Source organism: Streptomyces sp. NPDC059477, from assembly GCF_042749375.1.
Classification (GTDB): Bacteria; Actinomycetota; Actinomycetes; order Streptomycetales; family Streptomycetaceae; genus Streptomyces.
In genome coordinates this window covers 1-7,283 of record NZ_JBHYUG010000167.1, presented here as the reverse complement: position 1 = coordinate 7,283, position 7,283 = coordinate 1, and the positions used below count along the sequence as shown (strand labels likewise).

Genomic DNA, 7,283 nt, shown 5'->3' with positions numbered 1-7,283 from the left:
GGCCGGGGGCGGGGGGGGGGGGGCGCCGCGCCCCCCGGGCGTGGGAGGTCGGGGGGGGCCGCCCGCGGCGGCCGGTCAGGTGACCGCCGGTCGGTGGCCGCCGGTCAGTAGCTGACGGTCGACGCGTCACCGGTGTCGGTGATGATCGCCAGACCGGCGCTGGTGCCGAGCAGCGAGGCACCCGCGCGCAGCAGCTCCAGGGCCTGCGGGTAGGTCTTGATGGCTCCCGACGCCTTCACCTTGACCCCGTCGCGGGCCCGGTCGACAAGGTATCGAACGCTGGTCGGATTCGCAGTCTCGATCTGCCCGCTGCTGGCGTTCTTCAGGAAGGCGACGCCGGCCTCCATCGCGAGTTCGACGGCCGCCTCCTTCTCGGCGTCGGTCAGCAGCGGCAGTTCCAGCATCACCTTGACCGGCCCGCCGAAGGCGCGGACCACACCCGCGATGTCCTCGCGGAAGTCGTCGTAGCGCCCGCTCTTGAGCCAGCCGAGCTGGACGCCGATGTCCAGCTGGTCCGCGCCGAGCCGGGCGATCTCGGCGGCCTCGGCGGCCTTGCCGGCGCTGGTCATCACGCCGACGGTCGGGAAGTCCAGGGCGGAGGCCAGCTCCACCCCGGTGCCGCGCAGTTCGGCGGCCACGACGGTGATCCAGGAGGCGGGCACCATGGCGGCGTTGAACCCGTGGGTGATCGCCTCCTGGGCATGGGCCACCATGGCGTCGCGGGTGGCGTCCGGGTCGATCTTGGTGTGCTGGACGTAGGGCGCCAGCTGGGCCGGCGTGAGGTCGAGGGCAACCGCGGTGGCGGTGGTTTCGGACACGGAGTGATCTCCTCTTTCGCGATGTGAGTGGGGGGAGCAATGGGTTGGAGGGAGTGGGGGGAAGTGGGGGACGTGCGGGAAGTGGGGGCGCGGGCCGGCTCAGACCTTGGTGGCGTACTGCTCCGGTACGACGACACCCTCGCCGCCGAACCAGCGCGGGGCGTCGACGCCGCAGTACAGGCCGATGTTGCCCCAGGGCTCGAAGGCCCCGGTGCGGACAATGACCTTGGCCTCGCGGGCCAGTTCGCCCAGCACCTGGGCGTGCGTGCGGGTGCTGAACTCGGCGCCGGAGAACCGGTAGCGCAGCCACTTGTCGAGGCGGGGGTTGTGGGAGGGGACGTCCTCGGCACGTACCACGCCCTCGACGACCAGCTCGTCCGCGATGAGTCCGAGGACCGTACGCAGGTCGGGCAGGTTCTCGGCGAGGGCGAGGTCGATGCGGTGTGCGTCGCGGGGCACGGGGAAGCCCGCGTCCACGACGAGCAGCAGATCGGTGTGGCCGAGGGTGGCCAGGGCACCGCTCAGTTCGGCGTTGAGGATGCCGGAGCGTTTCATGGCGGGTCGCCTTTCTCCAGAGGGCTGAAGACGGAGGGCTGAGCCTCTGGGGGCTGGGGGTCTGGGGGCTGGGGGTCTGGGGGCTGAGTAGCTGGGGGCCAAAGGGCCGGGGTCTTCGGGGGCTTCAGGGTCACGCCGCGGCGGGCGTCGCCCCCGTGGCGAGGGTCATGATGGATTCCTCGGTGGCCTCGTCGGTCGCCACGACGTCCACCAGCCGGCCCTCGCTCATCACCGCGATCCGGTCGGTGAGGGTGAGCAGTTCGGGCAGGTCGGAGGAGGAGCAGAGGATCGCCAGCCCCTCCTCGGCGAGGGCGAACAGCTGGGCGTAGATCTCGGCCTTGGCGCCGATGTCCACGCCTCGGGTCGGCTCGTCGAGGATGAGGACACCGGGGTTGATGGCCAGCCAGCGACCGAGGACGGCCTTTTGCTGGTTGCCGCCGGACAGGCTGGTGATGGGCTGGCCCATGGTGGCCGTCTTGACCCGGAGCCGTTTCGCCTGTTCGGCGGCGCGGGCGTCGAAGGCGCGGCGGCGGATCATGCCGAGGCTGCTGAACGCCCTGGTGGTCAGGGCGCCGACGTTCTCGCCGACGCTCATGGTGGTCAGCAGGCCCTGGGCGCGCCGTTCGCCGGGCACGAACGCGAGCTTGCGTTCGACGCTGGCGATGGGGTCGCGTCTGTCGTAGGGCTTGCCGAGGAGTTCGACGGTGCCGCCGGTGCCGCGGTCGCCGCCGAACAGGTTGTGCAGCAGCTCCACCCGTCCGGAGTCGGGCAGCCCGGCCACGCCCAGGATCTCGCCGGGACGCAGCTCGAAGGAGACCTTGTGGTGCCGGCGTCCGCTCAGCTCCCGTACCTTCAGGGCCGGTTCGAGCGCCGGGTGGGCGGGCTGCCCGGCGCGCCGGGTGAACTGGCCCAGCTCGCGGCCGACCATGGCGGCCACCGCCTGGTCGGGGGTGGTCTCCTCGCGGCGCCAGGAGGCGACATGGCCGCCGTCGCGCAGCACCTGGATGTGGTCGGCGAGGCGGAACACCTCGGGCATCCGGTGGGAGACGTAGAGCATGGTCGTACCCGCCGACTTGAGCCGGTCCATGAGGGTGAACAGGCGGTCGGCCTCGGCGGGGGTGAGCATCGCGGTCGGCTCGTCCAGGATCAGCACCCGGCAGCCCCGGGCGATGGACCGGGCCACCACGATGAGCTGCTGGGTGGCCAGGTCCAGGGTGCGGACCGAGGCGTTCGGGTCCAGGTCGAGGTCGAGTTCGGCGAGGAGTTCCCCGGTGCGCTCCAGCATCCGGCGGCGGGAGGGGAACCAGCGGTGGCCGGGCTCGACGCCGCTCAGCACGTTCTCGGCGACCGTGCGGTCGGGCAGCAGCGACAGTTCCTGCGGGACGATCGCGACGCCGTGCCGGCTGAGCACGGTGGCCGGGTCGTACGCGGTGACCTGCTCGCCGAAGACGGTGACCGTGCCGTCGCTGGGCGGCTGGAGGCCGGCCAGGATCTTCAGCAGGGTCGACTTCCCGGCGCCGTTCTCCCCGAGCAGGGCGGTGATCTCGCCCGCGGGGACGTCGAAGGAGACCTCGCGCAGGGCGCGTACCGGGCCGAAGCTGCGGGACAGGCCCCGGACGCTGACGGCGCATCCGGCGGTGGGCGGTGCCCCTGCGGGGTGAGCGGCGGTGGTCATCAGTCCTCCACGGCGGCGGAGTCGAGGTTGTCGGCGGTGATGAACTGGGCGCCGGTGTCCACGCCGGTGATCTTCGTGCCCTTGGTGAGGAAGTCGTTGAGCACCTTCACCGCCTGGTAGCCCTGCTCGGTGGGGTTCTGGCTGATGGTGAAGTTCAGGACGCCCTTGTCGATGTACTCGGCGGTCTGGGTGAGCAGGTCGAAGCCGCCCATGGTGATGGCGTCGGCCTTGCCGGACCCGGCGACCCACTTGGCGGCGGCCGTGGTGGAGCAGCAGTCGAGCCCGGCGACGGCGACGACCCCGGTCTTGCCGGACATGGTCGACTCGACGGTGTTGTAGGCCGCGTTGGGCTCGTTGCCGACGTTCACCGGGCCCACGATCTTCAGGCCGCTGCCCTCAAGGCCCTCCTCGAAGCCGCTGAACCGGTCGTGCGACCAGCCGGCGCCGGTGTCGACGGAGAACACCACGACCGACTTGCCGTTGACGTCCTGGTCGCCCAGGTCCTTGCGCAGTTGCTCGGCCTGGGCCTTGCCGGAGCCCTTGAGGTCCTGGCCGACGAAGCCCATCTGCTCGGAGTCGGGGTTGTCGGTGTTGAAGGAGATGATCGGGATGCCGGCCTTGTAGGCCTGGCTGATCACGGGCTTGAGGGCGTCGCTGGAGGCGGAGGAGACGGCGAGTCCGTCCACGGCCTTCTGCTGGATCAGGGTCTGGATCTCGGAGACCTGCTTGGCGGCGTCACCGCCGGTGGGGCCTATCAGCTGGACGTCGGCGCCCAACTCCTTGCCGGCCTTGTCCATGCCCGCGCCGATCGGGGTGGCGAAGGCGAGGGACGGGTCGTGGTAGCTCAGCTTGATCCGCATCGGCTTGTCGTCGTCGACGCGCTGCTGGATGTAGGAGGCGAGCTTGAAGGAGCCGTCGTCGGAGCCGCTCCCGGAGTCGGCGGAGGTGACGGCGCCACAGCCGGTGAGGGCGAGCGCCGCTACGGCGGCCGTGGCGGGGGCGAGGGATCTGAGCAGGGTGCGGGTGCGCGGGGACATGGTGACTCCCTTGTCGTGTCCGTGGGCTGGGCGAGAGGGGGAAGCGAGCGAGGGTGAGGGGTGTGGCAATGCGTGTGTGAGGGGCGGGGGGGAAGACCGGGGCGGCGAAGACCTGGACCATGCGGGCCGTGGCTAGGCGGGGAGCCTTGGCCGAGTGGGGTCTTGGTTAGGCGGGGGTCTTGGCCAAGTGGGGTCTTGGTTAGGCGGAGGTTTTGGCCAGGCGGGGGCCCTGGTTGGGCACGGACCCTGGCTACGCGCGCGCCTTGCGCCTGCGTTGCCACGTATCGGCGGCGACCGCGGCGACGATGACCAGGCCGGTGACGACGGTCTGCCAGAAGGACGAGATGCCCTTGATGTTGAGGATGTTCTGGAGCAGGCCGATGAAGGCGACGCCGATGACGGTGCCCCACATGGTGCCGGATCCGCCGAAGAGGGCGGCGCCGCCGATGATGACGGCGGAGATGACGGTGAGTTCCAGGCCCTGGCCGGTCACGCCCTGCACATAGGACAGGAAGGACAGGCCGAGCACGCCCGCGAGTCCGGCGGTGAACCCGGAGAGGACGAACGCGGTGAGCTTGACCCGCTTGACGTTGATGCCGACCAGCCGGGCGGCCTCCTGGTTGCCGCCGACGGCGTACGTGTTGAAGCCGAAGCGGGAGCGGGCCAGCAGGGCCACGCCGATGAGGGCGACGGCGGCGAAGAACAGGAACTGCATCGGGATCACTCCGAACAACCGCCCCTGACCGAGGAGGTTGAACTCGGCGACGCCGGGCTGCGAGGAGCTGAGGGAGATCGGGGCGCCGTCGGAGATGAGCAGGGCGACACCGCGGAAGACGCTGAGCGTGCCCAGTGTGACGATGAACGACGGAACGCCGAGCAGCACCACGGCCAGCCCGTTGAGCAGTCCGGCGAAAGCCCCGACGGCGAGGCCGACGAGCATCGCGGCCGTCCAGCTCCAGCCGTCCGAGATGAGCATGCCGGTGGAGATGGCGGACAGCGCGTACGTGGAGCCTACGGAGAGGTCGATCTCGCCGTTGAGGATCACGAAGGTCACGCCGACGGCCATGATGCCGATCTGGGCGATCTGCTGACCCACCGACAGCAGGTTGTCGGACGAGGCGAAGGTCGGTGAGAGCCCGGTGCCCAGCAGGAACAGCAGGACGAGCGCGGCGAAGACACCGGCCTCCCGGGCGTGCAGCAGCCGGCGCAGGGCGTCGGGTATCCGCCGGGCGGACTCGGCGGCGGGTGGCGCCGCGGTGGTGGGGGGCTTCGAGGTCGTCGAGGTCACGAGGCGTTTCCAATCCGGGCGTTCAGCTGGTCTCTGGTGGGCAGGGCGGGGACGACGCCCGCGATCGTCACGGTGTGGGCGCCGGCGGCTGCGGCGAAGGCGGCGGCCCGGTCGAGGGGCCTTCCTTCGGCGAGGGCGACGGCGAGTGCGGCGGTGAAGGAGTCCCCGGCGCCGGTGGTGTCGACCACCGTCCCGGCCGGGTGCGGGGGTACGTGGGTGACGCCTGACGCCTCGGCGATCAGGGCGCCGGCGCCGCCCCGGGTGAGGATCGCGGCGCCCGAGGTGCGCTCGCGCAGGGCGCGGACCAGGTCCTCGTCGCCGAGTCCATGGCCGTCGGCGAGGCCGAGGAGGACGGGGGCCTCGGTCTGGTTGGGCATGATCACATCGATCAGCGGCCAGCAGTCGTCGGGGAGCGGCCGGGCGGGGGCCGGGTTGAGCACGGTGCGGGTGCCGGTCTCGCGGCCGATGCGCAGCGCGGCGACCACGGCCGCCTCGGGGATCTCCATCGACACGACGAGGATGTCGGCGGCGGCGATCTCGGCGCGGAAGCCTTCGACGGCGGCGGCGTCCAGTTCGTCCAGGGCGCCGGGCGCGATGGCGATGCGGTTCTCCCCGGAGGGTTCCACCAGGATGAAGCCGACCATGGTCGGGGCCTGGGCCGTCACCACCTGCCCGGCGTCGACGCCTTCGCGCCGCCACAGCTCGCGCGCCGCGCGGCCGAAGTCGTCGTCGCCGACGGCGGTCAGCAGCGCGACCTCGGCGCCCAGCCGGGCGGCGCCGATGGCCTGATTGCTGCCCTTGCCGCCGGGGCCCGGGTCGAACACGCCACCCGAGACGGTTTCCCCCGCGACGGGAGCCTTGGGGAGCCTCATGGTGAGGCCGGCTCCGTAACTTCCGACAACCGCGATCTTCATCGGCACACCGCTTTGTGTATGGACAACCATGGACATGCGAGAGCGTAGGTATAGGGATGTCCATAGTCAACGGTTTGCGGTGAGGGGAATTTTCGGTGTCTATTCCGGACAGGTCCAGACGGAACCGGCTAGGTCCAGGCAGGTCCGACAACGGGGTCCGGTGGGTCGCGCTGGCCCGGCAACGGGTCGGTGTCAGCGGTACGGGGTCCAGCGCGGGGCCGTCTCCGCCCAACGGGCGTCCCACGCGGCGAGATTGCGCCGCCGCAGCGCGCGAGCGACGACCACATGGACGGCGTAACCGGCCAGGGCGACCGCGAGGAACGCCAGCAGTGCCCAGCCGGCGGTACGGCTGCGGATCTCGTCGGCGGTCATCGGCGGCTCGGTGAGCGTGCCGTCCGTGGTGACCCAGACCCGGACGGGGCTGTCCGCCGGGAGTCCGGGCAGGACGTCGGTGGTGCCGGTGCGGACCCCGCCGGACGGGGCGGTGAAGCGGACCTCGGCCGGGTAGCGGCTGTGCCGGGCCTCGTCGGAACCGGGCTCGGGATGGCCCGGGGTGTCATGGACGAGCACGGCGGTGATGTGGCGCCGGGTGTGTTCCTCGCGCTCGGCGGTCGCGCGGTAGTGCCGCTGGGCGGTGTCGCCCGCGAGGAACAGGGCCGCGCCCGCGAGCAGCGGCACGAGCAGCGCCAGCGCGAGCGCGATCCGGGCTTCGAGCCGGTCGGTACGGCGGCGCAGGGGGTTGCGGCGCCAGCGCCAGAAGGGGACGGGGCGGACGGGGGGACAGGGCTGGTCGGCGGGTGGGGGCTGGGCGGGGGGTATGTCGCCTGACACGGGACCTCCTTGCCGTTAACGGAGATTGACGGACTGTCAGTCGCCTTGCGGGGAAGGGCGCTTCGGGGGGCGTGGGGTACGCCCGTCGGACGCCGGGGGTCGGACGCCGGGGTCGGATAGGGGGCCGCCACGGCCGGTGGGGCGCACCGGCCGTGGCGGCATGGG

The 7,283-nt window shown here is 71.7% G+C and carries 7 protein-coding genes; all 7 read right to left on the bottom strand.

Annotated features, from left to right (window positions below; all coding sequences use genetic code 11):
- Positions 1-104 precede the first annotated feature (104 nt).
- Positions 105-818 (bottom strand): deoxyribose-phosphate aldolase, encoded by a 714-nt coding sequence (gene deoC / locus ACFXAZ_RS38930; RefSeq protein ID WP_382692523.1) that lies wholly within the window; start codon positions 816-818, stop codon positions 105-107.
- Between the two features lie 99 nt (positions 819-917).
- Positions 918-1,373, bottom strand: a complete 456-nt coding sequence (gene rbsD, locus ACFXAZ_RS38925) for a D-ribose pyranase (RefSeq protein ID WP_384601656.1) — start codon at positions 1,371-1,373, stop codon at positions 918-920.
- 130 nt (positions 1,374-1,503) lie between these two features.
- Entirely contained in the window at positions 1,504-3,048 is a 1,545-nt protein-coding gene (locus ACFXAZ_RS38920; protein WP_384601653.1) for a sugar ABC transporter ATP-binding protein, read from the bottom strand.
- A complete protein-coding gene (locus tag ACFXAZ_RS38915; RefSeq protein ID WP_384601650.1) occupies positions 3,048-4,085 on the bottom strand; it encodes a substrate-binding domain-containing protein in 1,038 nt (345 codons plus the stop codon). Before ACFXAZ_RS38915 ends, ACFXAZ_RS38920 begins: the two co-directional genes overlap by 1 nt.
- Positions 4,086-4,335: 250 nt before the next feature.
- Positions 4,336-5,373: an ABC transporter permease gene (locus tag ACFXAZ_RS38910; RefSeq protein WP_384601647.1), complete on the bottom strand. Its 1,038-nt coding sequence runs from the start codon at positions 5,371-5,373 to the stop codon at positions 4,336-4,338.
- Positions 5,370-6,245 carry a ribokinase gene (locus ACFXAZ_RS38905; protein ID WP_384601644.1) on the bottom strand — a complete coding sequence of 292 codons (876 nt, stop codon included), beginning with the start codon at positions 6,243-6,245 and terminating at the stop codon, positions 5,370-5,372. The genes ACFXAZ_RS38910 and ACFXAZ_RS38905 overlap by 4 nt, the downstream gene beginning before the upstream one ends.
- A 234-nt stretch (positions 6,246-6,479) precedes the next feature.
- Positions 6,480-7,118 carry a hypothetical protein gene (locus ACFXAZ_RS38900; RefSeq protein ID WP_384601641.1) on the bottom strand — a complete coding sequence of 213 codons (639 nt, stop codon included), beginning with the start codon at positions 7,116-7,118 and terminating at the stop codon, positions 6,480-6,482.
- Between the last annotated feature and the right edge of the window lie 165 nt (positions 7,119-7,283).